Raw genomic sequence first — 24,756 nt, 5'->3', positions numbered from 1 at the left:
CTCGGCAAGGCTTCCTATTAGTTTCACTTAATAACCCCCGGAGTAGTCGTTATCAAGTTGCCAAACCTATCAGTAAGAACAGTCATGGTAGAGGTAGGCTGACCACTGAACTTATCAATGCCAATAGGCCGACCGAGATTCACTTCCCGAACATATCGAATACCTTGCGCACTTTCTAACGTTCGCGTTACAGGCGCACTCACCACCTCTTTACTTTGAAGCAAAGTGCGAAGCTCAGCCTGCCCTATGGTGAATTGACTTGCATTTACCTCTGGATTGAAGTGACGACTTACAACGTGTTCCCAACCCGCACTCTTGTCACCGGCCATCAAGTTAACACGTGACTGAACACGTCCAGGAACTTGAATAGCCGCTTCAGCAGCATTCCCTGCCCCTTTTGCCCCAGGAACAACCCCAATAGCTCTTCCCGCAGTCTTCCCGCCAAGCGACCCTATCTCACCGGCAACAACATCAATCAGGAACCGGGACGCTAAGACATAGCCATCACCGTTAAGGTACTCGTCATTTCCCGCCGCATATTCCTGCTTCGCTTTTTCATGCTCTGCTTGAACGGCAGCTTTATCACTACCAGTAAGCCCAGCAGTAACACCGACAGCCGCGCCCTCTTTGAGGGCATCAATCTTATCGCCGAAAGCTGCGTTCAGTAATACATTACCCGCCAGACCTATCGCCGCCTTGGCGGGCCCCATCAGCGCCTGCATTCCCAACATCACTACCTGCGCTTCCGCTAGGGGCAGAGTGTGCAAGTAGTCCTGTAGCTGTGAGGTTTTTTGCAGGAAACGTTCGCCAGACGTAACGATACCTGTGGTCGTTACGCTACCCAAATCTAGCGCGCCATTGTTGTTAGCGGAGGAAGATGACGGCGAGTCCGCGGAAACTTGGCTCGTGTTCGTACCTGTAGATGCTTGGTCAAAACCTTCAGCCGCATCCGCCCAGGCCGCCAGCAACTGAGCTGTTTCAGGCGAAAGAGAAGCCATTACATCTGGACTCAGGCCGTGCCTAACCAGGTTTTTGGCTACGGATACCGCCCGTTCTTCGCCTAACGTCTGTTTGGCAGAGGTTGGTACCTGATCAGCACTGACCCGCTGAGCCTGGATCTCATTGGTGACTCTTTCGGCAGCCTTACCCGCAGCCTCCAACGATGTCTTACTGACATAGAGATCGGTCCGTTCTTCTTTGTCCTTTGTGATCTCGTAAGCCTTTTCCGCATCGCGGTTCAGCCCAGTGGTCGAATCCTCGCCCGACGCTGCATCGCGCCTGACGACGATCTCACCCGCACCTACCGTCGCGCGGACGATCTGCTCACGCTCTTTCTCGTACTCGTAGCCGCTCAAGCTCCAGCCAGTCTGCCCCTCTTCACCTTTTCCAACCTGGCTCTGGTCTTGCTGCCCGGTTCCATAGGAGCCACCCACGTTGAGGTAGTAGCTGTGTTCCTTGTCATGGCCCGCGATGTCGCTGAAGCCCAGGGTGTCGGTGTCCAGTTTCAGGTCGCCGCTGTCCGAGGCGATCAGCGCACCGTCGATCTGGGTGTGGTTTTCCGTGCGGATATCCAGCCGCTCGGCGGCCGTGATGCGGGTCTGGTTTTCCACCCAGTGGGTGCTGCCGCTGGTCTCGCCATAGCCCACCGAGCCGCTGAAGCCCGACCCTGGGCCGATGGTGACGGTGGCGCTGAGGTCGAATTCCCGTCCTTTCACCTCACCCGTATCCGCTAGCGAGGTCACCAGCAGGTCGCCACCCACGCGCCCTATGACGTCGTTGCCCCGTAGTTGCGCTCCGGCAATGGTGGTGTCCTGGCCACTGTCGAAGCCCAGCCGATTGCCGGCATACAGGTAGGCTTCCTGCTGGCGTTCGCCCTCACGCTCCAGGTTTCCCTTGCCGAGGTTGACGCTGGCGTAGACGCCGATGCCTTCCGAACCGAAGGTCAGCCCGACTTCGCCACCTCCGCTGCGGCGTTTTTCTTCAGCGCCTTGGGCGTTTCCGGCTGCGCTGATCAGCAGGTCATTGCCGGCAGAAAGGTCAATGTCGCGACCGGCCCAGGCCTCGGTGCCGATCAGGCTCAGGTCGTTGCTCGCATCCAAGAGGATGTCGCGCCCTGCCTGCAGCTGGGCGCCGCTGGCCGTGCCCTGGCTTCCCTCCTGCGTGGCGGTGCCGTGGCTTCCTCCGATGCCCACCTTGAAGCCACCGGTGGTTCCACCGACGACACCGCCCTTGCCCTGGGTCTGCTCCTGTTCGTAGCGTTGTTCGCCACGTGCAACGTCCAGCACGATGTCTTGCGCGGTGACCTTGATATCCCTGCCCGACTGCAACTGACCGCCCCTGACCACGACACTGTCGCCAGCCGTCAGGGTTACATCGTTACCGGCGTCCAGGGTGGAGCCCCGGCTAGCCGTACCGCTTTGGCTGACGGACTGGCTTTGACTGGTACTGCCGATGTGGCCGTCAAACGTCGGTCCCGAGAGGAACTGGCTAACCCCATCAACCGCTTTCAGGACGCCGGACGCCTGGCTGACCGTGTTCTCGCCATCGCCCGCGCCGTTGATGCCATCGACCATGTTGCCGAAGTTGTGGTTGACCGTTGTAGTGGTACCGGTACGGGTCTGGCTGGTTTCGCGCTCGTAGATCGACTGTTCGGTTGCCGCATCGATGAGAATGTTGCGACCGGCCTGGACGTTCAGGTCGTAACCTGCCGACATGTCCGAGCCTTGTTGCACCACATCCCGCCCGGCCCTGACGTCCAGGTCCAGCCCTGCCTGTATCTGGCTGGCTGCCGCGGTTTGCTGGGCGTTGAGCTGTTTGTCCTTGAGTGCTTCCTGCCCCACGAAGGTGGTATAGCCGTTGCGATCGAAATCCTGCTGCATGCCGAACGTCTTGGTGTTTTCCCACGACGTGGTTTGCGTGCGCTCTGTACCAGCGACGACATTTACGTCCCGGCCCGCATCGAGCAGCACATTTCGGCCGGCGCTGACCCCACTGCCCACGATGTTGATGTCCCGCTCGGCTGCCAGGGTGGCATCCCGGTCGGCGATTACCTGGCTGCCTACGCTGGTTGAGCTCATGGCCTCCTGACCGGCTTTTTTCGCCGAGGCCAGGGTGATATCGCCACCAAAGCCAGGCGTACCGACAGCAAGGCCGACCGCGTCGGAGAAGGACAGACCTACCTTCTTCTTGTATTCCTCGCTCCGGCTATAGGCCTCGTCATTGGCCGAGACCAGGTTGATATCCCCAGTGCCGCTGACCAGCCCAGCTCGTAGCTCGACGTCATTGCCCGCGGCTGTGGTGCTCGCACGCAGACGGACGTCGTTGCCCGCAGCGATAACCACATCGTTACCTGCTTCCAGCTCGCTGGCGACCTGGGTGGCGGTGGTCTTCAACTGGCTCTTACCGGAACCGGACAGGCCGAGGAAGCCGGACTTGGTCTTCTTGCTGTAGGAGCCGTGCTCCTCAACTCCGGAAAGCACGGCGATGTCGCCGGTCGCGCCCAGCAGCAGGTCATTGCCGGCCGAGAGCTGACTACCGATCACCGTCACGTCGCGGCCACCGTTAAGGGTGAGGCTGCCATTTGCCGCTTTCTGTGTATTGATCGTGAGGTCATTGCCGGCCTCTATGACCGAGGCGACATTGGTGCTGTCATAGTTCTCTTTCTGGGTGCTCTTGCTTCTCCCGAACGAACCCTTGCTCTTCTTGTAGTAGAAGGAAGCGCTTTCATCCTTGCCGGACAGAATGCTCACATCCTGACCTGCTTCGAGCGCGACATTATTAGCAGCCTGGATACTGCTTGCGACCATGGCCACATCCTTACCAGCCATGACCGAAACGTCGCCACCACTCTGCACGACGCTTGACTGTTGTCTAATGGAGTCGGTGCTCTGCGTTACACGCTTGGACTTCGAAAAGAAATGGTCCTCATCAGCAGCAGCCAGAAGGCTGACGTTTTCGCCAGCGAGCAAGGCGATATCACCCTGGGCCTCGACCCGACTACCTATCACACGAATGTCGGATCCAGCTTGGATCGCGAGAGGGCCACCGGCAACGGTCTCGCTGGCATGCTGACGGGTGTGCGAGTCGAGGTAGCTGCGACCAGCGGCACGGGACTCGAGGGATGTCTCCTCGACGCTGCTGAGCGAAACATTCCCGCCGGCCAGAAGGGAAAGGGCCGCGCCACTGCGCAGAATGCTGCCAGTGCTTGCGATATCCCCACCGGCTTCAAGCATCAGGTCATTGTTCGCCTCGATAGTGGCAGCCTGATCGACGTAATCGGTGACACTGCGGCGATTGCCATAGCTGACATCGTTCCGAGTAACGGTACGCTCGTTGATGATGTCGCCGCTGAGGGCGATGGCGGTCACGTTACGCCCGGCGATGATGCCGCCTGCGGTGTTGCGGATGCTGTCGGTGGCCAGCAGTTGCAGACGCTCATTGGCTTGCACCAGACCGCTGCTGGTGATGTTGCCGGCGGTGATGTCCAGGTTTTGGCTCGCGCGGAGCGTGCCGCGGTTCATCAGGTCGCCGCCAGAGATAAGTGCTACGTCTTGGCCTTGGATCAATGCGCCATTAGGTGCCAGGCGACCTTCAGCCTGGGCCAGGTAGAGCACCGGAACGAGCACCCTTTCGCCCATCACTTCCTGCTCTTCCATCCAGACGATGTCGTGAGTCAGGGCAGCGACCTGTTCGGCGGTAAGGGATACGCCAAGGCTGAGGTTGAGCGCTTCCTTGCTGGCAATGGCATTGTCCATCAAGTAGCGGTACATGGCCTCGTCGCTGGTCAGCCCAGCGAGGTAGCGCTGGCCGGTGCGGGCGACGATGGCTTCGCGGATCAAGCGTTGTTCGTAAAGTCCATCGCCCAGGCGCTTCTGGGCATCGTCAGGGTCGTAGCCCAAATTGCCGAGCAAGTAGTCCGATCCCATGAACTGTTTCAGGTCGGTGAGCGCGGGGTTGGTCTCGATCAGGTAACGGTGAGAGCCAGCAGAACGCGACAAGTTAACGTTCGGTGCCGATTGGCTCTGGGGTTTACCGTCGAGCGTAAAGCTACCGACGTCGGCGCTGCCTGTAACGGAGCCCGCCTCGCCGCTGAGACGGAATAATCCATGTTCCCCTTGTGGTAGAGAGAACCCCGGGAGCGTGAGCGGGTTGACCTGCTGCTGCGCAAGGTCGGCCGGCAGATGGCTTACCAGCTCCACCACCAGAGGCTGGCCAGTGCCATTTGCCGACGTATTACCAATCTGACGAGGACCGGACTGGATTGCCGAACCGGGGGATATAACGCTGTTCGTCAGGGTTTGATTGGCATGGATAGTGACCTTGCCGCCTGCCTGGACGACGGCGTTCTGCACATCGGAGCCACCGCCGCGGATGACTTCAACATCGCTTACGAGTTTATCGCTCGATAAGTATCCAGGAAGTACCGCTCGCTTCACTGCCTCCGCGTTGTACTGGGAAGTGGGGAAACTGCCTCTTGTGCCGTAATTCACGGGAATACTAACGAACTGTCCGGTGACCGAATCCGTCCAGGTCATCCACGGCTCGCTGCAATCGCCGCAGGTCCAATCCAGGTACGGAACAGCAAGACGTAGCTGTCCATTCGTAGTTCGGTAGTAATACCCCGGGTAGTTAGGGTTATAGGCACGGTTATATGGATCGGCATGGTCTCCGAAGAAACGTTTTACAGTGCCGTCCGTCACATACCCGCTATGGAATGTGCGAATACGCTCGATCGTACCGCCCACAGCACCTTGGTTGGCAAAGCTGTCGGCCATTACCGTGACGTTGCGGGCCGCCGAGAGTGTGCTTCCCTCGTTGCTGATCGCCCCGCCGAGCAACTGCAGGTCCCGTCCGGATGTGATATGGGCAGCCGGCGTCGTATCGGCGATTTTGCTCTCGTAAACATCCCGAACGATGTAGTCGACCGTGTAATGGTCGCCGCTGCAGTCGTAGCAATAAACGCCAATCGCGCTTTCCACGAGCGTGCGTTCGAGCGAGAAGACTTCACGACGATTCCTGAGCGTTTGTGCCTGCAGATAAACGTCGCCAGCCGCTTCCAGGTTGCCGGAGACGTTGTCGATAAGCACAGCGCGCATATTTGATAGACCACCGATGGTCAGCGCGCCCAGGCTATATACGTCGCCATACCAGTTAGTGAACTTGTCCGCTTCGACCGTTAAAGCGGAGCCGCTGAAGATAAGGCCCCACTCGTTGTCCAACGTGGCGGTGGACAGCGCAACCTCCCCAGCAGCACCCAGCGTTCCCGTGTTGGCAAGGCTCCCGGCGACAATGGCCAGGTCAGTGCCCGCCGTGAGTCGCCCACCGTTCGCCAGCGCGCCTGCAACCTCAAGCTTCAGTCCATCAGCTGCCGTCAAACGTGCCGCTGTCCCCAACGTCATCGATCCAACCTGCACGTCCATGCTCCCGACGCTGGTGAGCTGACCCGCACCGCTGTAGCTGCCGGTCAGCCGCAGGTCGAGCACGCCGTCACTGGCGATCAGGCCCTCGTTGATCCAGTTTCCGCCGCTGGCATTCAGCGACTGGATGGCGAGCACCTTGCCGGTGGCGGTCTGGGTGAAGGTGCCGACATCGAAGGTCAGGTTGCGCGCCTGCAATACGCCGCTGTGGGTCCAGCTGGCGGCGGCGAGGCTGAAGTCGCCCGTGGTGGTGAGGGTACCGCCCGCCTGGATGGCATTGGCGCTGGTCAGCGCCAGGCTGCCCGTGCCGACGTGACGCAGTATGCCGCCGGCATTGAGCAGCCCGCCGACCTGCAATTGCAGGTCCGTGTTGGCGGTTTCCACCAGGCCTGATCGGTTGTCGAGCGTGTTCGTGATGGCGATCAGTGTGGTACCGGTAACGCCCAGCGCACGGATGGCACCCTGAGCATTGGTCAGGCCTGCGGCCCCGAGGCTCAGCGAACCGCTGCTCTCGATCAGGCCCGCATCGTTATTCAATGCGCCAGCCAGGCTGAAATCGATCTGACGGGCACCGATCCGGCCGCCCTGGTTATTCACAGCAGCAGCCTGCACGCTCAGATCGTCGCCGGCGTAGAGGCCACCACCCGCGTTGTCGAGCGCGCCGGTATCGATCAGCGCGTCCCCCGCAACCGCTGAGGTGTGACCACTTCGGTTATCCAGCGAGCCGGCGTTCAGCGCCAGGTGATCAGCCTGGACGGTACCGCCCTGGTTGTCGAGCAGGCCCTTGACCGTGGCTTCCAGCCAGCCGGCCAGCGTTGTCAGCAAGCCTGCCCGGTTGTCCAGCGATCCCGCCGTAACAGCGACGCTCCCCTGCTCGCCGAGCAGGCGCCCGTTGCGGTTGTCGACCGCACCGGAAACATCTAGTGCCAGACCGGTTCGGCCCTGAATTGTGCCGGCCTGGTTGTTCAGCGTGGCGGCCTCGACGGTAACCGTGCCGGCGCGGCTGTAGATCAGCCCGTCCCCGCTGTTATCCAGCAGCCCACCGAGTTCGAGCCGCATCGGGCCGGCGGAGGCCAGGGTACCGGCCGCCGAGTTGTCGAGGCGGTTGGCGAAGAGTTCGAGCAGGCCCTGGCTCGCCAGTTGCCCGCCTCGGTTATCGACCTCGCCTGCGGTCACCAGCAGCGGGCCCGCACTGGCGAGCTGGCCGCCCTGTGCATTGAGCAGTCGCTCGGTCAGCGTCAACGTGAGCGCCTGGCCACCGGTGAGCTGGCCGGCGCGGTTGTCGAGGTTCGCGGCGACGAGCAGCAGGTCGGCGCCGCTGCGGATGACGCCCGCGCGATTGAGTACATCCGAGGCCTGCACAGCCAGAACGCCACCCGCATTGAGAAGGCCGTTGCCGGTGTTGTCGAGCGTGCCCGAGACACGCACGGCGACATCCCCCTCGCTGGAAAGGATGCCGCCGGCGGTATTGCGTAATTCGGCAGCGGCGATGTCCAGCGCCTGCTTGCCGACCACGGCACCTTCTTCGCCGTTGTCCAGCGTGCCGGTCAATTGCACCGAGACGCCGCCCTCGCGGCTCGACAGCGTGCCCAGCCCGCTGTTGTCCAGGCTACCGCCCTGCAGGGTCAGTCGCTGCCAACCGGAAAGCAGCCCGCCGTTGTGGTTGTCTACCGCGTCGGCTTCGATGCGGAGTTCGCCACTGGCAATCACCCGGCCGCCGTCCGCGTTGCCCAGGCGCTTACCGGATAGCTGCACGTCGGCGGAAGACGACAGCTCCCCACCCTGATTCTTCACGTCGGCTGCGTTGGTGATGGCCAGGCCGTCGCGCGCCTTGATCAGGCCCTGCCGGTTGTCCAGCGTGCCATCCTGCAGGTCGATCTCGATGCGACCGTCACCGATCAGACGTCCCTGCTGTTGAGTCAGCGTGCCGACCGTGGCCTTAATGTCGCCGCCTGCGGACAGCTCGCCGCCATTGCTGGAGTCCAGCCGGTCGGCCTTCAGGATCAGGGATGCTTCGCTGGTGATCAGTCCGCCGTCACGGTTGTCGACTCCGTCCGCCTCTAGCGCGAGCGAGCCAGCAGCGACGACACCCTGGCGGTTATCGATCGATCTAACCACGACATCCGCCGCGCCACCGGCCAGCAAGCGGCCCTCCCGGCGGTTGTCGAGTTCGCGAGCGAAAACGCTCAGGTTGCCCAGGGCGACGATGTCGCCCTCCCGGTTGTCCAGGGTCGCGGCGGCGATCCGTGCTTTTTCGCGGCTCTGTAACAGGCCCGACTGGTTGTCGAGCGTACCCGTATCGACCGTCAGCGCCTGCTCGGCCAGCACTCGCCCGCCGGCGTTGGCCAGCGACCCGGCGCTTACGTCGGTAACGGTGCCGGCCAAGGTCCCGCCGCGGTTGTCGAGTTGTTCACTCGTACGGATCTGCAAGCGGCCGTTGGCCAGCAGCGTCCCATCATTGGCGAGGGTGCGGCTGTCGATCTGAAGGCTTGCCGACGGATCGGTGCTGCCGTCGATGCGAACGCCGGCTTCGACAACGCCCTCGTTCTTCAGCGAATCCGCGGCAAGCACGATGCCTTTGCCCGCGGCCAGGCTTTGGGTGTTGATGAGCGCATCCCGGGCTTCGATGCGCGCGGCGCCACCGGCATAGAGATCCGCATCCAGCTTCACCGACTGGGCCTTGGCGGTCAGGTCGCCACTGGACGCCGTGCGCGCCATTGTCAGTTGCCCATTGGCATCAATCTGAATATCCCCCGCACTGGCCGCCATGTCGCCAGCCAGCTTCACGCCTACACCCGCTTCGGTGCCCACCAGGCGGATGGCGCCGGCGTACATGCCGCCGAGCGCCGAGCTGTCGATGGCGAGCAGCGGCTTGTCGCTGCCGTCCGGCGCTTTGGCGGTGGCGCTCAGGTCATCGGCCTTGACCACGTTGCGTCCAGCGATGACGTTCAGCTTGTTGGCATGCAGCTCGGCATTGATCTTTGCGCTGCGGGTGATCAGGTCGAACTGGTCGACGTTGGTTGCGTTCAGCCCCCGGCCTTCGATGGCGATGCTGCCACCGTTGACGTCGAAACGATCCAGACGGCCGTTCTCGACCATCGGTGTACCGGTGCTCAGGGTCACGCGCGGGGTGTTGATGAAGCCGCAACCGTCGCAGCTGATGCCGTAAGGGTTGGCGACGATCACGTGGGCGGACTTGCCGGCCACTTCGGTGTAGCCCTGCAGGCGGCTGGCGTTGGCGCCGGTGACCTCGTTGAGGATCATGCTGGCCGCTCGGCCATTGAGGTTGCTGTTGCCAAGGATGATGCCGCCCAGCTGGGTGTTCTGGGTGCGCTCGGTGGCGTTATTGAGAATCAGGCCTTGCTGGCCGACGTTGTAGTCCTGGAACTTGTTGTGCGACAGCCCATTGCCATTGGGAGCGGCAATGTTGACAACCGGGACACCGTTTCCGGCCTGTCCCACCGTGGCAGCACTTCCCGCCGCAACGGTCAGGTCCGCCGCAGCGCTGACGATGGGGTTGAGGAACATGACGCCAACCAGCACGGTGGCGACGTTCTGGAAAAAGGGGTTGCAGGAAGAGGCGCGCTCTTCCCAGCCAGCCGCAAGCGGCAGGCGAGGCAATCAGAAGAACAGGTCGACGCGGAAGTACACCGGGCGCTCGCGCTCGGTGATCACGTCAGGGCGTTCCAGTGAGTGGGCGAAGGTCACGGAAGCGGCGAGGTATTGGCCCCGTGTGCTCAGTTCCACGCCATGGCCAGATAGCCGGCCGCGAAGATCGGGGTTGTAGCGCCCACCGTGAACGACGCCGACGTCATAGGCGTAAGCCAGGCCATATTCATGCAGGAACGGCCGCAGCGGCTCCCAGCCGATCGGCCGGCGCCAGCGCAGCTGGTTGCGCCAGTAACCGCCGGTATCGCCGGAGAGTGACTGCTCCTTGAAGCCGCGAACCGAGGCCAGCCCGCCGATGCTGATGCGCTGGGGGCTGTAGAGAACATCTTCGCTTTTCTGGGCATTGAGCAGCGAGTCGAAGCTGAACGACTCGCCCCACAGCTGGAACGGCTGCAACGCGCTCAGCGTCAGGCTGTACTTGTGGTAACGGGCGTCCGGCTCCCCATATTGCGGATCGCCACGGCGCTGGGCATCGAAGCTGCCGGTGCCGTGCTGCCAGCCCAGATCGGCGTTGACGAAGGCGGCACCGATGCGACGCCCGTGATTCAGGCCCAGTTGCGTTTCGGACAGCCGCTGACTGGAGACATCGAGCAGGCTGTTCTCGATGTAGTTGCGGGTGCGTAGATGGGCAAGACCGAAGCTGATGGCCGTTTTGCTGACTGCGTCGCGGTGCAGCACACGCTCGGCGCTGAGTTGATGACTCTTGCTCTCGCCATCCATCTCGAAGAGAAAGCCCGACGCCTCACCCTGGGTGCGGTAATAGCTTTGGTTATAGCCGTAGCTGAACGTCCACCAGCCGTACGGGACGCTGTAGGCCAGTCCCTGGCTGGCAGAATGCCGAAACTCGTCGCTTACCGCGTCGCCGCCGCCGTACAACCTGAGCTGATCGGCAAGTCCCAGCGGGCTGTCCCAATCGAGACCGGCGCCCCACTGCTGCTCGCCGGTGCTGGAATCACCGTTGTTGTGTCGGTTGAGGCTCAGCCGCCACGGTTTGAGCGGTTCGCCCTTCAGTTGTACGCGACTCCCACCAACCTGTTCGCCGGGCAGCAGCTCCAGCTGAGCAGGGCGTGACGGGAGACGGTTCAGTTGATCGACCAGCTGTTCGAGTTCACGCAGATTAACCGCCTCTCCCGTCTGGCCTGGAAAAGCCATCGCCAGCTCGCGATCGCTGGCCACCGCTGATTGATCGAGCTCCTCCAGGCGCCCCTCCACAACCAGAACCTCCAGTTCGCCATCGGCCATGTCCTGCTGCGGCAGGTAGGCACGAGAGGTGACGTAGCCACGATGAATGTAGAACTGGGTGATTGCCTTAAGTAGTGCGTTGAGCTGGTTGGCGCCGAGGCACTTGTCTTGGAACGGTTGTACAAGCGTCGCTTGCTGCTGCGCTGAGATCAGCGTGGCGCCTTTCAGGCTGATGGAGTGGATATCGAAGCAGCGCTGGTCATCCGGGATCAGCTCGGGTTCGGCGTCGTCACGTCCGGGCAGTTGTTGCAGTTCTTCGAGGCGTTGGCGTTGCTGCTCCAACAACCGCTCCTGGCGGTCACGGATAAGGTCACGCTCACCTGGAAGTGGCGCACCTGTTGGCGGAACCTGAGCTGACGCTGAGCCAACAACGAGCAAAAAGGCTGAGACAAAGGCAGCGAACGACAGCGGGGGCATGCAACCATCCTTGGTTTGGCAAAGCAGAGGGCCGCGATGATGGAGCGAAGTGCCACCACGGACAACTACCTCTGGTCACAGATGGCCCGCCAGAAACCCAACGGCCTCACATTCCTAGCAAAAACCCTCCCGCGCACGGAACCATTGCAAACGCACTACCCCGCCTCATAACCAAAACGCAGAAAAGGCGCCCTAAGGCGCCTTTTCGTTGCAGCTAAGCGGGAATCAAGCCTTGTTGGCTTTCTTCGCAGCGCGGCTACGCTCGCCTTCGTCGAGAATCTTCTTGCGCAGACGGATCGACTTCGGGGTCACTTCGCAGAGCTCGTCGTCCTGGATGAACTCCAGTGCCTGCTCAAGGGTGAAGCGGACCGGCGGGACCAGGGCGATGGTTTCGTCCTTGCCCGAAGCGCGCATGTTGTCGAGCTTCTTACCCTTGGTGGGGTTAACGCCGAGATCGTTGTCACGGCTGTTCAGGCCGACGATCTGACCGTTGTAGATTTCCTGGCCGTGCTCGACGAACAGCTTGCCGCGCGCCTGCAGGGTTTCCAGCGAGTAGGTCAGCGCCTTACCGGTATCGATCGAAACCAGTACGCCGTTCTGACGACCGGACATGTGGCCGGACTTCATCACGTCGTAACGGTCAAAGATCGAGGTCAGGATGCCTGCACCGTTGGTCAGGGTCAGGAACTGGTTACGGAAACCGATCAGACCACGCGCTGGAATGTTGTACTCCAGGCGTACACGGCCCTTGCCATCCGGGACCATGTTGCTCAGGTCGCCCTTACGCAGGCCCATCTCTTCCATGACCTTGCCCTGAGCTTCTTCAGGGATATCGATGGTGACATTCTCGAACGGCTCGTGCTTGGCGCCGTTAACTTCGCGAATGATCACTTCTGGACGGCCCACGGCCATCTCGAAGCCCTCACGACGCATGGTTTCGATCAGTACCGACAGGTGCAGCTCGCCGCGACCGGAGACTTTGAACTTATCGGCCGAATCGCCTTCTTCGACGCGCAGGGCCACGTTGTACAGCAGCTCCTTGTCCAGGCGCTCTTTGATGTTACGGCTGGTGACGAACTTGCCTTCCTTGCCGCAGAACGGCGAATCGTTGACCTGGAAGGTCATGGAAACGGTCGGCTCGTCAACGGTCAGCGGCTTCATCGCTTCGACGTTGTTCTGGTCGCACAGGGTGTCGGAGATGAACAGCTCATCCATACCGCTGACGCAGACGATGTCGCCTGCGGTGGCTTCGTCGACGTCGACGCGGTGCAGACCATGGTGACCCATCAGCTTGAGAATACGGCCGTTACGCTTCTTGCCCTGCGTGTCGATGGCAGTGACCGGGGTGTTCGGCTTGACGCGACCGCGGGCGATGCGGCCCACACCGATGATGCCGAGGAAGCTGTTGTAGTCCAGAGCCGAGATCTGCATCTGGAACGGGCCGTCGATATCGACGTTCGGGGCCGGGACGTGGTCGACAATGGCCTGGTACAGCGGGGTCAGGTCTTCGGCCATGTCGCTGTGATCCAGACCGGCAATGCCGTTCAGGGCGCTGGCATACACCACCTGGAAGTCCAGTTGCTCGTCGGTGGCGCCCAGGTTGTCGAACAGGTCGAAAATCTGGTCCATGACCCAGTCCGGACGCGCGCCCGGACGGTCGATCTTGTTGATCACCACGATCGGACGCAGGCCGGCTTCGAATGCTTTCTTCGTCACGAAACGAGTCTGCGGCATCGGGCCGTCCTGGGCGTCCACCACCAGCAGCACCGAGTCGACCATCGACATGACGCGCTCGACCTCACCGCCGAAGTCGGCGTGGCCGGGGGTGTCGACGATGTTGATGTTGTAGCCGCTCCACTTGATGGCAGTGTTTTTTGCCAGGATGGTGATGCCGCGTTCCTTTTCCTGGTCATTGCTGTCCATCACGCGCTCGTCGTTGAGCTCGTTGCGCTCCAGGGTGCCGGATTGACGCAGCAGGGCATCGACCAGGGTGGTTTTGCCATGGTCAACGTGAGCGATGATGGCGATGTTACGTAGATTCTCGATCACAGTAGTGGTCTCGTAGTTGGGTCGGGCTGCTCTGCAAATGCATCGAGCGGCCAACGCGAAAAAACGGATGAAAGAAAGTGCAGATCGTTAATGGCATGTCGCGGCAATACAGCCACGAAGCGGGTCGGGAGGGCGGTGGCGGATACTGCCGCCCAGCAGGCCGGGCTGTTTAGCTCGGACGATAAACGCGCACATTGACATGTCCCTCGCTCAGCAGATGATGAGCATGCAGGCGACTCATGACACCTTTATCGCAATACAGCAGGTACTGGCGGTTCACATCCAGTTCCTTGAATCGGTTGTTAAGCGCATAGAACGGCAGTGTTTGCACTTCGATGCCCTGCAGTTGCAGAGGTTCGTCCTCGGCGGCATCGGGGTGACGGATGTCGAGAATGACCTGGCTGGCCGTCGCCTCGATTACTTCCTCTACCTGAATATCCTGCCCCAGCTCGTCGATCACGCGATCGATGGCGACTTGGCGGGCGTTCTCCAGAGCGCGCTCGAGCACCTGCATATCGAATTGCTTTTCTTCGTGCTCGACGCGGTAGCGCTTGGCGCGGGTAGTCGGGTTCTTGGAGATCACGCCGCAATACTCGGGCATGTTCTTGGCGAACTCGGCGGTGCCGATCTCGAACGCGGTATCGATGATGTCCTGCTTGTGCGCGGCGATCAGCGGGCGCAGCACCAGCATGTCGGTGGCCGAGTCGATCACCGAGAGATTGGGCAGCGTCTGGCTGGAAACCTGGGAAATCGCCTCGCCGGTGACCAGCGCATCGATGTGCAGGCGCTCGGCGATCTGCGTGGAAGCACGCAGCATCATGCGCTTCAAGACCACGCCCATCTGGCTGTTGTCGACTTTCTTCAGAATCTCGCCGACCACCTCTTCGAACGGCACGCTGATAAACAACACGCGGTGCGAGCTGCCGTATTTCTTCCATAGATAGTGGGCGACTTCCATCACCCCCAGTTCATGGGCGCGACCGCCGAGGTTGAAGAAGCAGAAATGGGTCATCAGCCCGCGGCGCATCATTTGATAAGCCGCAACGGTGGAGTCGAAACCACCGGACATCAGCACCAGGGTCTGCTCCAGCGCACCCAGCGGATAGCCGCCGATGCCGTCATGCTGAGCATGGATGACGAACAGACGCTGGTCGCGAATTTCCATCCGCACTTCGATTTCCGGCGCTTTCAGCGAAATACCGGCGGCACCGCACTGCTGTCGTAGCTCGCTGCCGACGTGGCGCTCGACGTCCATCGAGCTAAAGGGATGCTTGCCGGCGCGCTTGCAGCGAACGGCGAATATCTTGCCGGCTAGCCGATCGGCGAAGTGCGCCTTGCACTTCTCGACGATATCGTCCAGATCGCCCAGCGGGTACTCATGGACTTCCAGGCAGTGAGCGATGCCCGGCGTGCAGCGCAGGCGCTCGATCATCTCGCGCAGCAGCTTTGGCTCGCTACGCACGGTTTCCACCTCGACGTTGTCCCACACGCCTTCCACCCGCAGTTCGGGATCGAGGTCGCGCAGCACGGTGCGGATGTTCTTCGCCAGTTGACGAATGAAGCCCTTGCGCACCGGTGGGCTCTTGATGGTGATTTCGGGGAAAACCTTGACGATCAGCTTCATGTAACAGCGCGCGCCGATATGGCGTAAAAAGAGGGGGGCGGAGTATAGCGGAACTGATCAAGCTTTAGTCAGTTTTCTCCAGCCGTACGATTGCACTTAAATTGAACAAAGCCAGAAAGCGACGCACCAAATAAGTGCACAAAGCGGACAGCACGCATCACCGGGACACCCACGGTTACAACAGCCCTTCAATTTCAGGCGCCCGGACCCAAGACGGAGCACTGGCATGCAATTTGCTCTCTTGTGAGGCAGGTTGCCTTGGCGGAACATCGCCGCCCGGCTTCACCCTGCTTCGGAAGCATCCCCTGTCAGCGCTTCCACTATTTGGAGAACACCATGTCGAAGTCGCTTCAACTGATCAAAGATTACGATGTGAAGTGGATTGATCTGCGCTTCACTGACACCAAGGGCAAGCAGCACCACGTCACCATTCCGGCTCGTGATGCTCACGATGAAGACTTCTTCGAACATGGCAAGATGTTCGACGGCTCCTCCATCCATGGCTGGAAGGGCATTGAAGCTTCCGACATGATCCTGATGCCGGTCGACGAAACCGCCGTGCTGGATCCGTTCACCGAAGAACCGACCCTGATCCTGGTCTGCGACATCGTCGAGCCGAGCACCATGCAGGGCTACGACCGCGACCCGCGCTCCATCGCCAAGCGCGCCGAAGAATTCCTCAAGTCCACCGGTATCGGCGACACCGTATTCGTCGGCCCGGAGCCGGAGTTCTTCATTTTCGATGAAGTGAAGTTCAAGTCGGATATCTCCGGCTCGATGTTCAAGATCTACTCCGAGCAGGGTTCCTGGATGACCGACCAGGACGTCGAAGGCGGCAATAAGGGCCATCGCCCTGCCGTCAAAGGCGGATATTTCCCTGTTCCGCCGTGCGACCACGACCATGAAATCCGTACTGCCATGTGCAACGCCATGGAAGAAATGGGCCTGGTCATCGAAGTTCACCACCACGAAGTGGCGACTGCCGGCCAGAACGAAATCGGTGTGAAGTTCAACACCCTGGTTGCCAAGGCTGACGAAGTTCAGACTCTGAAGTACTGCGTACACAACGTCGCCGATGCCTACGGCAAGACCGCGACCTTCATGCCGAAGCCGCTGTACGGCGACAACGGCTCGGGTATGCACGTGCACATGTCCATCTCCAAAGATGGCAAGAACACCTTCTCCGGCGAAGGCTATGCCGGCCTGTCCGAAACCGCCCTGTACTTCATCGGCGGCATCATCAAGCACGGTAAGGCCCTGAACGGCTTCACCAACCCGTCGACCAACTCCTACAAGCGTCTGGTCCCTGGCTTCGAAGCACCTGTCATGCTGGCCTACTCGGCTCGCAACCGCTCCGCTTCGATCCGTATCCCGTACGTTTCCAGCCCGAAAGCCCGCCGTATCGAAGCGCGCTTCCCGGATCCGGCTGCCAACCCTTACCTGTGCTTCGCCGCACTGCTGATGGCTGGCCTGGACGGCATCCAGAACAAGATTCACCCTGGCGATGCCGCTGACAAGAACCTCTACGATCTGCCGCCGGAAGAAGGCAAGCTGATCCCGCAGGTTTGCGGCAGCCTGAAGGAAGCCCTGGAAGAACTCGACAAGGGCCGCGCGTTCCTGACCAAGGGCGGCGTGTTCAGCGACGACTTCATCGATGCCTACCTCGAGCTCAAGAGCGAGGAAGAAATCAAGGTCCGCACCTTCGTGCATCCGCTGGAATACGACCTGTACTACAGCGTCTGATCCCAGCCTGCGCATGACAACAAGGCCTCCTTCGGGAGGCCTTGTTGTTAGTCCCGCCACTGATCGTTCTTCCTTCCGATCGCCGCTCGGTCACTGTGCAACACGGCCCAAGACTCCCGCCAACGATGTCAGGTTGAGGCCGCTCCCAATTCGCGCTGATCACGCTTGCCTGCCGACATCAGTGGTGCAAGGCTTGCAGCACCTTTACCCGAGGAGCTTCCCATGCGCCTTGCATTGCTCAGCCTGTTGTTGCTCATCACGGCGCCAGCCTTGGCGCAGATCTACAAATACACCGATGAAAAGGGCAACACGGTATTTACCAACCAGCCGCCAGAAGGCGTCGCAGTCGACACCGTCGAGCTGCCGCCAGCCAATACGGTCGATATCCGCACGCCGCCGCCCCCTCCTCCGCTCGAACGTGACGAGGACCGCAGCCAGCAGCCCTACCAGACTCTTTCCATCGGCGGCATACCCGATGAACAGGCGCTGCGCGCCAATAACGGCACGTTCGTCGTCACGGCCCAGCTCGACCCATCACTGCGCCAGGGACACCAGATCCGCTTTCTGCTCGACGGCATACCCCAGGCGGAGCCGAGTGCAAGCACTGCGCTGCAGCTGGACAATGTCGACCGAGGCACGCATGTGGTGGAGGTTCAGGTGCTCAGCGGCGAACGAGTCGTGCAGCGCAGCGCTAAGGAATTCACGGTACAACGCGTGCATACGTCCAATCCGGGGCGCAGATGAAAGCCCTCCTCGGCCTGTTCGGCCTGCTGTCGCTGCTGGCGCTGCCCGTCAGCGCCGGCATCTACACCTACATAGATGAACAGGGCAATCGCGTATTCACCGACCGTCCCGGCGGCCGCGCGGCCGAATCGGTCGATTCCAGGTCAATCAACAGCATGCCCGCTCAGCCGACGGCGCCACCAGCCACGCCAGACAAGGCGCCGCGCGAAAACAAATTCACTTACCGGCTGCTCGAAATCGTCCAGCCTGAGCACGACACCACGCTGCGCAACAATGCCGGCGAACTGTCCGTCAGCGTCACCAGCGATCCCGCCTTGCAGCCCGGCCACCTCTACCGCCTGCTGCTCGATGGAAGCCCGATCGCGCCGGCCACCAGCGAACCCACCTTCGCACTGGGGAACATCGACCGCGGCAGCCACCAGCTGATCGTGGAGGTTGTCGATGACAAGGGGCAGACACTGCAAAGCAGCCCACCTCGCATCTTTCATCTATTGCGCACCTCTCTTGCGCAGCGGCGTATGGTTAATCCCTGCAAAAAGGCCGATTACGGCGTGCGGCCCGAATGTCCGCTGAAGGACAAACCCGAGGAAAAGAAAGATATTCCCTTCGTGCCCTTTCTGTGATCATCCTATGCACCTAAATGGTGCATAAGTGGTATCGGCCGTACTTGCCCTACCGTCTCTCTGCCATGCTCTGCTTTGGAGCGTCCGGGCAAATGGCGCCTGTGTAAAAAAGGGCGCTTTGGTTTGCTTCTTGCATTTCCCGTACGACCTATCGGATGCAGACAGCCATGATCAACGAAGCCATACAGCGCCTGCTGATCGAAAACCTGACCACCGCGACCCTGCTGCTCGACTCGCGCTTGCGTCTGGAATACATGAATCCGGCAGCGGAGATGCTCCTGGCGGTTAGTGGCCAGCGTAGCCACGGCCAGTTCATCAGCGAACTTTTCACCGAGTCGCCCGAAGCGCTGGCGGCCCTGCGCCAGGCTGTCGAACAGGCGCACCCCTTTACCAAGCGCGAGGCAACGCTGACCTCTACCAACGGCCAGACGCTGACCGTGGATTACGCGGTCACGCCGATGCTGACCCGCCAGGAAACCATGCTGTTGCTGGAGGTGCTGCCGCGTGATCGACTGCTGCGCATCACCAAGGAAGAAGCGCAACTGTCCACCCACGAGACCACCCGAATGTTGGTCCGCGGCCTGGCCCACGAGATCAAGAACCCGCTCGGCGGTATCCGTGGCGCGGCGCAACTGCTCGCGCGGGAGTTGCCCGAGGAACACCTGAAGGACTACACCGAAGTGATCATCGAAGAGGCCGACCGCCTGCGGAACCTGGTCGACCGGATGCTCGGCTCGAACAAGCTGCCATCCCTGACGATGACCAACATTCACGAAGTGCTCGAACATGTCGCCAGCCTGATCGAAGCAGAAAGCCAAGGCCGCCTCATTTTGGTGCGAGACTACGACCCGAGCATTCCCGAGGTGCTGCTCGACCGCGAGCAGGTGATCCAGGCCGTGCTCAACATCATGCGCAACGCCATGCAGGCACTTGCCGGCCAGACGGAACTGGGGTTGGGCCGCCTGACATTGCGTACCCGCACACTGCGTCAGTTCACCATCGGGCACGTCCGCCACCGCCTGGTGACGCGCATCGAAATCATCGACAACGGCCCGGGCATCCCCGCCGAACTGCAGAACACGCTTTTCTACCCAATGGTCAGCGGGCGTCCCGATGGCACCGGCCTCGGGCTGGCGATCACCCAGAACATCATCAGTCAGCATCAGGGCCTGATCGAATGCGAGAGCCATCCGGGGCACACCGCGTTCTCGATCTTCCTGCCGCTGGAACAAGGAGCCCATCAGCATGAGCCAAAGTGAAAACGTCTGGATCGTCGACGATGATCGCTCCATCCGCTGGGTGCTGGAAAAGGCGCTGCAGCAGGAAGGCATGGCCACGCAGAGCTTCGACAGCGCCGATGGCATGCTGAGCCGACTGGCGCGGCAGCAACCGGATGTGATCATTTCCGACATCCGCATGCCGGGTATCAGTGGCCTGGACCTGCTGTCGCAGATTCGCGAGCACTATCCGCGTCTGCCGGTGATCATCATGACCGCCCACTCGGACCTCGACAGCGCGGTGGCGTCCTACCAGGGCGGCGCATTCGAATACCTGCCCAAGCCATTCGATGTCGACGATGCGGTGTCGCTGGTCAAGCGCGCCCATCAGCACGCGCAGGAACAGGAGCAGCTCAAGGAGCCCGTCAGCCGCCACCACACGCCGGAAATCATCGGCGAGGCGCCGGCGATGCAGGAGGTCTTTCGCGCCATCGGTCGCCTCAGCCACTCCAACATCACCGTGCTGATCAACGGCGAGTCGGGCACCGGCAAGGAACTGGTCGCCCATGCCCTGCATCGCCACAGCCCGCGTGCCGCTTCCCCGTTCATCGCGCTGAACATGGCGGCGATTCCCAAGGACCTGATGGAATCGGAGCTATTCGGCCACGAAAAAGGCTCCTTTACCGGCGCCGCCAACCAACGCCGTGGGCGGTTCGAACAGGCCGATGGCGGCACCCTGTTTCTTGACGAGATCGGCGACATGCCGGCCGATACCCAGACCCGCCTGCTGCGCGTGCTCGCCGACGGCGAGTTTTACCGAGTTGGTGGTCACACGCCGGTTCGCGTCGATGTGCGCATCATCGCCGCGACGCATCAGGACCTGGAAACGCTGGTACAGGCCGGGAAGTTTCGCGAAGACTTGTTCCACCGCCTGAACGTCATCCGCATCCATATCCCGCGCCTGGCCGATCGACGCCAAGACATTCCGACGCTCGCGCAGCACTTCCTGGCCAGGGCCGCGCAGGAGTTGGCGGTCGAGACCAAGCTGCTCAAGAGCGAGACCGAGGAATATCTGCAGAACCTGCCATGGCCCGGCAACGTGCGTCAGCTGGAGAACACCTGTCGCTGGATCACGGTCATGGCCTCGGGACGCGAGGTACATGTGAGCGACCTGCCGCCGGAGCTGCTCAATCAGCCTGCCGACGCCCTACCGGCCCATAACTGGGAACAGGCGCTGCATCAATGGGCCGATCTGGCGCTGGCACGCGGCCAATCAGGCTTGCTCGACGAGGCGGTGCCGGCATTCGAACGGATCATGATCGAAACCGCCCTGCGCCACACCGCCGGGCGGCGACGCGACGCGGCTCTGCTGTTGGGTTGGGGTCGCAACACCCTAACGCGCAAGATCAAGGAGCTGGGGATGGGCGTGGACGGTGGCGAGGACGACGAAGGCGAAGACAACTGACCGACCGATACGTACCGGGTTGCGCCATCAGCGCGGCGCGACCCGCACGTCTAACCGCCAGTCACCGTCGACTTCCTGGCCATCCGACTCGGCCACCAACGGTCTGGTCGCCACGAAGTGCAGCAACAATCCGTTCTCAGTCGTTTGCAGGCGCCAGCCGACGTTGGTGCCGCCGATATCAAGCCGTCCGTCCTCGGCGCTGCCCTGCGCCTGGAACAACATGCCTACCGCCCCGTCCACGTCCTGGCTGTAGAGCTCCGGCTCGCGATCGAACCACAGCTGCAGCCCACCGGCGATCGGCTCGGCACGCAGCAACTGCACCGGCCCGGGCGCCGTAATGCGGCCGATCATGGCGCCTACCAGCAGCCCGATCAGCACCAGCGCGGCGAAAAAGCGCCGGCGCAAACGAGGTAGCGGATCGTGCGGCGCAGGGTCGCCTGCCGCAGTAGAATGCCGGTCGTTTTCAGAGTCGGTGATGCGCATGTTCCATGTGATCCTTTTCCAGCCGGAAATTCCGCCGAATACCGGCAACATTATCAGGCTCTGCGCCAATGCCGGCTGCAGCCTGCACCTGATCGAACCCCTGGGCTTCGAACTGGACGACAAGCGTCTGCGCCGGGCGGGCTTGGATTACCACGAATATGCGCCGTTGCAACGCCACGCTGATCTGGACAGCTGCCTAGCGAGCATCGGCCAGACACGCCTGTTCGCGTTCACCACCAAAGGCTCGCAGCCTTTTCATCAAGTGCAGTTCCAGCGCGGCGATGCCTTCCTGTTCGGCCCGGAAAGCCGCGGGCTGCCGCCGGAAATCCGCGACGCACAGCCCTATGAAAGGCGCCTGCGCCTGCCGATGCGGCCCGACAGCCGCAGCCTGAACCTTTCCAACACCGTGGCGGTGGCCGTCTACGAAGCCTGGCGCCAGCTGGATTTCGCGTTGCAATAAGGCCTGTAACAAGCCGTATAACCCTTGTACCGATAGGGGTGAACGATCACTTGGTCCCCACGTCGTAACTTCATGCGCCTCCATAACAAAAGCACAGGAGATCGACGTGAGCCAGCCAACCTTCAAGCCCTACCACGCACCATCCGGCGGCTGGGGCTCGGCCTATTCGGTCGCCAATATCCTAATCCGCGAGAAGATTCCGCTAGCTGGCGCTTCGCTGTTGCTCAAACAGAACAAACCCATCGATGGCTTCGCCTGTGTCAGTTGTGCCTGGGCCAAGCCGCACCCGTCGCGTGCCCTGTCGTTCTGCGAGAACGGCGCCAAGGCCACCGCCTGGGAAAACACCAGCCGTCGCTGCGGCCCGGATTTCTTCGCCGCCCACACAGTGCGTGAATTACTGAACTGGACCGACTTCGATCTAGAACACCAGGGCCGCCTGACCCACCCCATGCGCTACGACGCCGCCAGCGACAAATATCGAGAAGTCAGCTGGGACGAGGCTTTCGCCGAGATCGGCCAGGAACTGAAAGCCATGGCCGACCCCAACCAGGTGGTCTTCTACATGTCCGGCCGTGCCTCACTGGAAACGGCCTACATGTACGGCGTGCTGGCGCGAATGTACGGCACCAACAACCTGCCGGACAGCTCTAACATGTGCCACGAAAGCACCTCTGTGGCGCTGCCGGAGAGCATCGGCGTGCCGGTGGCGACCGTCACTCTGAACGACATGGAAAAGACCGACGGCCTGTTCTTCTTCGGCCAGAACACCGGCACCTCCAGCCCGCGCATGCTCCACGAACTGCAGGAAGCCCGCGAGCGCGGCGCCGAGATCGTCACCTTCAATCCGATTCGCGAACGCGGGCTGGAGCGCTTCGTCGATCCGCAATCACCCAGGGAAATGCTTACACCGGACAGCACGGTGATCAGCACCCAATATCATCAGCTGGCGATCGGTGGGGATATCGCCGCGATCACCGGGGTCTGCAAGGCGCTGTTCGCCATGGATGACGAGGCGCAAGCCGCGAGTAAACCACGCGTGCTGGACGTCGAATTCATCGCGCAGCACACCCACGGCTTCGAGGCTTTCGAACAGCGCGTACGCGGCTATGCCTGGCCAGTGCTGGAGCGCCGTTCGGGCCTCAGTCGCGCGGCGATGGAAGCCGCCGCCACCGCCTACGCTAGCTGCAAGCGGATAATCGTGGCGTATGGCATGGGCATCACCCAGCATCGGCATGGGGTGGAGGCGGTGCAGATGCTGGTCAACCTGTTGCTGCTGCGCGGCAACATGGGCAAGGAAGGCGCCGGCATCCTGCCGGTGCGGGGGCATTCCAACGTGCAGGGCCAGCGCACCGTGGGCATCACCGAAAAGGCGGCGAAGGTGCCCGCCGATAATCTGCGCCGGCAGTTCGGCTTCGAGTCGCCGAGCGAGGATGGCGTGAATACGGTGGAAGCCTGCGAAGGCATCCTCGACGGCAGCATCAAGGGTTTCATCGCCGTGGGCGGCAATTTCACCCGCGCGGTGCCCGATACTTCGCAGATCGAACCGGCCTGGCGCAGGCTGCGCCTGTCGGTGCAGGTGTCGACCAAGCTCAATCGCAATCATCTGATCACCGGCGAGGTGTCATACATCCTGCCGTGCCTGGGCCGTACCGAGATCGACCGCCAGGCCACTGGCGAGCAACGCCACACCACCGAGGACAGCACCGGCTGCATTCGCGCCTGGCGCGGGGCAGCCGAGCCGGCCGGCGAGCTGCTGCTATCCGAGCCGGCCATCGTTGCGCGGCTGGCCAAGGCGGCGCTGGTGGATAATCCAAATCTCGATTGGAACGCCTGGGTCGGTAACTACGATTTGATCCGCAATGCCATCGCCGAGAGCTATCCCGATATATTCCATGACTTCAACGTGCGCATGATGGAGCCGGGCGGCTTCCATCGGCCTCTAGGCGCCAGCCAGCGCCAGTGGGACACCGAAACCGGCAAAGCCAACTTCATCAACCCGCCGGAGCTGGCGGCAGACCCCGATACCGAAGAAGGCGGCCATGAGCGCCACGACGTGCTGCAATTGATGACGCTGCGCAGCAATGACCAGTTCAACACCACCGTCTACGGCTACAACGACCGCTTTCGCGGTATCCACGGCACGCGCGCGGTGATCATGATGAACCGCAACGACATCGTCCGCCTGGGCCTGGCCGAGGGCGACCAGATCGAGGCAGTGACCGAGGTGGACGATGGCGTGCATCGCGCGGTCGGGCCATTGCGCGTAACACCCTACGACATCCCCGAAGGCTGCTGCGCCGGCTACTACCCCGAGTGCAACGTGCTACTGCCGGTCTGGCACCACGCCAAGCGCAGCAAGGTGCCGGCGGCGAAATCGATTCCGGTGCGTTTGCGCAAGGTCATCGCCGCGACTCGCGCTTCCAGCGTGCCCGTCGAGCCCAACCCACCGACAGGGGTTGGCGCGGCCTGACTTGAGCTAGATTCGGGCCGCCTCCCTTCGCCGCAGCCGCGCGTCTCGGTTGTCTTGATGGTGCCCGCGCTCATGCGTGGGCACCTCTGAAGACACTCAGCGTCCCAACCCGACGCTCCCACGCTTGGAGCATG

General features: G+C 61.7%; 11 protein-coding genes and 1 pseudogene. 7 read left to right on the top strand and 5 right to left on the bottom strand.

Annotated features, from left to right (window positions below; translation table 11 throughout):
- Window positions 1–23: 23 nt before the first annotated feature.
- The 4 genes from E0D86_RS21460 to thiI form a co-directional block, all read right to left on the bottom strand.
- Window positions 24–9,944 (bottom strand): hemagglutinin repeat-containing protein, encoded by a 9,921-nt coding sequence (locus E0D86_RS21460; RefSeq protein WP_371924059.1) that lies wholly within the window; start codon window positions 9,942–9,944, stop codon window positions 24–26.
- Between the two features lie 93 nt (window positions 9,945–10,037).
- On the bottom strand, window positions 10,038–11,744 hold the full coding sequence (locus E0D86_RS07770) for a ShlB/FhaC/HecB family hemolysin secretion/activation protein (RefSeq protein WP_131649438.1): 1,707 nt from the start codon (window positions 11,742–11,744) through the stop codon (window positions 10,038–10,040).
- A 225-nt stretch (window positions 11,745–11,969) separates the two neighbouring features.
- Window positions 11,970–13,793, bottom strand: coding sequence for a translational GTPase TypA (gene typA, locus E0D86_RS07765; protein ID WP_131649437.1), 1,824 nt, complete (start codon window positions 13,791–13,793; stop codon window positions 11,970–11,972).
- 169 nt (window positions 13,794–13,962) lie between these two features.
- Entirely contained in the window at window positions 13,963–15,417 is a 1,455-nt protein-coding gene (gene thiI / locus E0D86_RS07760; protein WP_131649436.1) for a tRNA uracil 4-sulfurtransferase ThiI, read from the bottom strand.
- 336 nt (window positions 15,418–15,753) lie between these two features.
- Here thiI and glnA point away from each other — a divergent pair, with 336 nt between their 5' ends.
- The 5 genes and pseudogenes from glnA (at window position 15,754) to ntrC (ending at window position 21,209) form a co-directional block, all read left to right on the top strand.
- The gene (gene glnA / locus E0D86_RS07755; protein ID WP_131649435.1) at window positions 15,754–17,160 is read left to right on the top strand and encodes a glutamate--ammonia ligase; all 1,407 of its coding nucleotides are present in this window, start codon (window positions 15,754–15,756) and stop codon (window positions 17,158–17,160) included.
- 222 nt (window positions 17,161–17,382) lie between these two features.
- Window positions 17,383–17,983: pseudogene (locus E0D86_RS07750) on the top strand (DUF4124 domain-containing protein).
- A complete protein-coding gene (locus E0D86_RS07745; RefSeq protein WP_371924058.1) occupies window positions 17,919–18,527 on the top strand; it encodes a DUF4124 domain-containing protein in 609 nt (202 codons plus the stop codon). Before E0D86_RS07750 ends, E0D86_RS07745 begins: the two are co-directional and overlap by 65 nt.
- A gap of 167 nt (window positions 18,528–18,694) precedes the next feature.
- Window positions 18,695–19,786, top strand: a complete 1,092-nt coding sequence (glnL, locus tag E0D86_RS07740) for a nitrogen regulation protein NR(II) (protein WP_131649432.1) — start codon at window positions 18,695–18,697, stop codon at window positions 19,784–19,786.
- Window positions 19,773–21,209, top strand: coding sequence for a nitrogen regulation protein NR(I) (gene ntrC, locus E0D86_RS07735; protein WP_131649431.1), 1,437 nt, complete (start codon window positions 19,773–19,775; stop codon window positions 21,207–21,209). Before glnL ends, ntrC begins: the two co-directional genes overlap by 14 nt.
- Window positions 21,210–21,236: 27 nt before the next feature.
- Here the strand turns inward: ntrC and E0D86_RS07730 are convergent, their stop codons facing one another.
- A complete protein-coding gene (locus tag E0D86_RS07730) occupies window positions 21,237–21,692 on the bottom strand; it encodes a hypothetical protein (protein ID WP_131649430.1) in 456 nt (151 codons plus the stop codon).
- Here E0D86_RS07730 and trmL point away from each other — a divergent pair.
- Entirely contained in the window at window positions 21,691–22,152 is a 462-nt protein-coding gene (gene trmL, locus E0D86_RS07725; protein WP_131650018.1) for a tRNA (uridine(34)/cytosine(34)/5-carboxymethylaminomethyluridine(34)-2'-O)-methyltransferase TrmL, read from the top strand. The two genes, E0D86_RS07730 and trmL, sit on opposite strands and share 2 nt — an antisense overlap.
- Window positions 22,153–22,258: 106 nt before the next feature.
- Window positions 22,259–24,622, top strand: coding sequence for an FdhF/YdeP family oxidoreductase (locus tag E0D86_RS07720; RefSeq protein ID WP_131649429.1), 2,364 nt, complete (start codon window positions 22,259–22,261; stop codon window positions 24,620–24,622).
- Window positions 24,623–24,756: the final 134 nt, after the last annotated feature.

Source organism: Pseudomonas sp. IC_126 (genome assembly GCF_004331835.1).
GTDB lineage: Bacteria > Pseudomonadota > Gammaproteobacteria > Pseudomonadales > Pseudomonadaceae > Stutzerimonas.
This window is presented reverse-complemented; position numbering and strand designations above follow the sequence as displayed.

Excerpts from the sequence above, each read along its gene's own strand:
- glnL (WP_131649432.1), top strand. The coding sequence starts at position 18,695 with ATGATCAACGAAGCCATACAGCGCCTGCTGATCGAAAACCTGACCACC.
- E0D86_RS07770 (WP_131649438.1), bottom strand. The coding sequence starts at position 11,744 with ATGCCCCCGCTGTCGTTCGCTGCCTTTGTCTCAGCCTTTTTGCTCGTT.
- glnA (WP_131649435.1), top strand. The coding sequence starts at position 15,754 with ATGTCGAAGTCGCTTCAACTGATCAAAGATTACGATGTGAAGTGGATT.
- E0D86_RS07730 (WP_131649430.1), bottom strand. The coding sequence starts at position 21,692 with ATGCGCATCACCGACTCTGAAAACGACCGGCATTCTACTGCGGCAGGC.
- thiI (WP_131649436.1), bottom strand. The coding sequence starts at position 15,417 with ATGAAGCTGATCGTCAAGGTTTTCCCCGAAATCACCATCAAGAGCCCA.
- ntrC (WP_131649431.1), top strand. The coding sequence starts at position 19,773 with ATGAGCCAAAGTGAAAACGTCTGGATCGTCGACGATGATCGCTCCATC.
- E0D86_RS21460 (WP_371924059.1), bottom strand. The coding sequence starts at position 9,944 with ATGTTCCTCAACCCCATCGTCAGCGCTGCGGCGGACCTGACCGTTGCG.
- trmL (WP_131650018.1), top strand. The coding sequence starts at position 21,691 with ATGTTCCATGTGATCCTTTTCCAGCCGGAAATTCCGCCGAATACCGGC.